Source organism: Methanococcoides sp. (assembly GCF_030594565.1).
Taxonomy (GTDB): Archaea; Halobacteriota; Methanosarcinia; order Methanosarcinales; family Methanosarcinaceae; genus Methanococcoides; species Methanococcoides seepicolus.
The window spans coordinates 1-3,279 of sequence record NZ_JAUVEY010000184.1; the positions used below are offsets into that span (position 1 = coordinate 1).

Annotated in this window: 2 protein-coding genes; both read left to right on the plus strand. The window is 42.2% G+C overall.

Annotation, left to right across the window (positions count from 1 at the left end):
- Positions 1-827 precede the first annotated feature (827 nt).
- Entirely contained in the window at positions 828-1,406 is a 579-nt protein-coding gene (locus tag QAS77_RS11215) for a hypothetical protein (RefSeq protein ID WP_305065626.1), read from the plus strand.
- Positions 1,407-1,593: 187 nt separating this feature from the next.
- The coding region (gene uvrB, locus QAS77_RS11220) for an excinuclease ABC subunit UvrB (RefSeq protein ID WP_305065628.1) at positions 1,594-3,279 on the plus strand (1,686 nt) is incomplete at its 3' end.

The window sequence follows — 3,279 nt, forward strand, 5'->3', positions numbered from 1 at the left end:
TGCCTTCTTATAACATCATGTAATATAAAACAACTGCGTGTTAGAAAATGTCTCATCCTTTAAGGATTCTTTTATCCCTATTGGGCACGCCTTTTTGTTCAATTTGTATTTATGGTGGGGTCTTTATCGCTTTAAATACTAATTGATCCGTATTGTTTTCATTATTTTGTTATTTTTGTTATTGTGCTGGTTTATATCTAGTTCATACACATTATATACGTCTTAATACCATTTTGTTTCATACTCTCAATTGTCTTTTTCTCTCATTGTGCTCAATGGAAAAAATTCCTTCAATTTTAAGCTGTAATTATCTGTTTTTTTCTGAAAATAAAGCTTTAAAACCCTTTAATTTGCCATAAAACATATAATGACACAAATTCAAGGAAATATTTATATATTATCACACACTATTATTATATTGCAGCATGTATCAATTGCATAAAATCACCACAATGCGATTGTATTTGACTGCATTCACACAAAAACTAAACCATAATCTGAGGGGATGAATGGTTTGTGAATCCACCGATCTGAGGGGATGGATGGATACGCTAGCAGGGGCGCATAAGATGAAGATTCGGATCGAAATACTCGATGGCGAAGGGAAAGAATCCACCAGCATTGAATTTGCTGGTGAGAATGTGAAAGAACGAGTGATCAAGTTTATTGATACTTTAGATGAGGCGCAAACTCGCTCGACTGGATCTTCATCAGCCAATCTGCATTCCGGGCAGAATGCCCAACAACTTTTTTCACAACAAAATTCACAATCTGTAGTGTTACAACCACAACAAGGTGGACAAAATCAATTTTATCCAGTATCTGTTATGCCGGTACCATCACCTGTACCGCCGATGTATTCTGGCATGCAGATGCCAGCAACACAGGTTCAATACCCGCAGTACTACGTTCCTGTGAACCAGCAAAATGTGAATACATCTGCTAATCCTGTTGTGAATCAGTCCGTTAATTATATTCCACCACAACAACAGCAACAACAGGCTATGTCAACTTCCAATATGGGCATGCCATATGCTTCTCAGTCCACTGTCACAGAAAAACAAGTTCCACAAGTTCACAACAAGATCGTGCCGAACTTATCACTCCGTGACAGAATAATGGACACTTCTCTGACGATCAGTGAAAGACTCGAAATGTTCCTGAAATATGAGCATTCACGCGAATGGTCAACTTCACAACAGATACAGGAGCACTACGAAAGTATCTACGGTGAGATCAAATTGAGCACAGTATCAACATATCTTTCCCGTATGTATCGAAAGAATCTTCTTGAACGCCGTGGAAACCGTACTCAGCGCGAATATCTCTACATTGGTGACCGTGTGGAGGCTGTAGGTCAGCCTTATGTACAAGGTTATCCTGTCTGGCAGGTACAGAGGGCATGATCCTGGTAAAGATCATCTGTTAATGCTTACTTTTCTGATTTCTTTATTTTCTTATATTCTACTGTTTATCATATCGAACAGTTGTTGTTTTCTTGTGATAGCGTATTCACTTCCTGTTATTCTGTGAAACTTGCCACAGTGACACACGCATACGTTTATAGCTATTCACATACATATTCACAGAGTGATGAGTGGTTTTGATCTTGTATCTGACTATGAACCTAAAGGTGACCAGCCGGAAGCTATAAGAAAACTAACCGAAGGGCTGAACAAAGGTCTGAAACATCAGGTATTGTTGGGTGTTACAGGTTCTGGAAAGACCTTCACGGTCGCGAATGTGATACAGAACGTGCAAAAACCGACTCTTGTGATCGCACATAATAAAACACTTGCTGCACAGCTATTCTCTGAGTTCCGTGAATTTTTTCCTAATAATGCAGTGGAGTATTTTGTAAGCTATTATGATTACTACCAGCCGGAAGCTTATCTTCCCACCACAGATACGTACATAGAAAAAGATTCTTCTGTGAACGAAGAGATCGATCGTCTGCGTCTGTCGGCCACAAAATCCCTCATTGAACGCAAGGATGTTATCGTCGTCTCCAGTGTTTCAAGCATCTATAACATCGGTTCTCCTGATGAGTGGAGGCGAATGTCTGTTATTCTCCGCCCGGGTGATGAGGTGGGTAGAAGTGAGCTTTTTGCCGCACTCATCAATATACACTATGAGCGTAACGACATTGAACCTGCCAAAGGGTCTTTCCGATCCAAAGGCGATACTATTGAGGTTTTTCCTGCACAGGATATCCATGGCGTTCGTATAGAACTGTTCGGTGATGAGATCGATAGGATCTCTTCCTTTGATCCAGTGACTGGAAAGACAATCGACGAGGTTAAAGAGGACAACAGCATTGTCATCTATCCTGCTAAACATTTCGTGATGCCGCAGGAGGAAATGGTCAAAGCACTTGGTTCAATTGAAAAAGAACTTGAGGAGCAGGTTGCGAAACTGGAGTCTGAGAACCGTATTCTTGAGGCACAGAGACTTATGCAGCGTGCAAAGTTCGATCTGGAGATGATCCGCGAGCTTGGATATTGCAGCGGTATTGAAAATTATTCCCGACACTTTGACGGACGCAAGCCGGGTGATCCTCCTTCATCTCTGCTCGAATTCTTCCCTGATGATTTTTTGCTTGTTATCGATGAGTCCCATGTGACCATTCCTCAGATCCGGGGAATGCATAATGGGGATCGTGCCAGAAAGGAGGCACTTATCAATTATGGTTTCCGTCTTCCTTCTGCTTACGATAATAGGCCGTTGACCTACAACGAGTTCCATCATAAGATAAACCAGGCCATCTATGTGTCAGCTACACCTGCGGATTATGAACTCGGGATCAGCAGTGCTGTCGTGGAGCAGATAATCAGGCCGACAGGTCTTGTTGACCCTGTGGTGTTCATTCGCCCGGTGGAGAATCAGATCGATGATCTTATCGGTGAAGTTAATAAGGTCACTGAGAAAGGCTATCGCACCCTTGTCACAACGCTTACCAAAAGAATGTCCGAGGACCTGACCGAGTATCTTCTGGAAATGGGTATTAGGGTGCGTTATATGCATTCTGATATCGATACTCTCGAGAGGGTAGAGATAATCCGTGATCTGCGAAAGGGTGTGTTCGATGTTCTGGTGGGTATCAATTTGTTAAGGGAGGGGCTGGATATACCTGAGGTAGCTTTTGTAGCTATCCTTGATGCCGATAAAGAGGGTTTCCTGCGTTCGGAAAGGTCGCTTATACAGACAATGGGGCGAGCTTCAAGGAATGCGGATGGATATGTGATCCTTTATGCTGGCAAAGTTACCGGTTCCATGGAT

What these genes read in the sequence shown, in the direction of transcription:
- QAS77_RS11215 (WP_305065626.1), top strand. Translation starts at nt 828, where the DNA reads ATGCCGGTACCATCACCTGTACCGCCGATGTATTCTGGCATGCAGATG.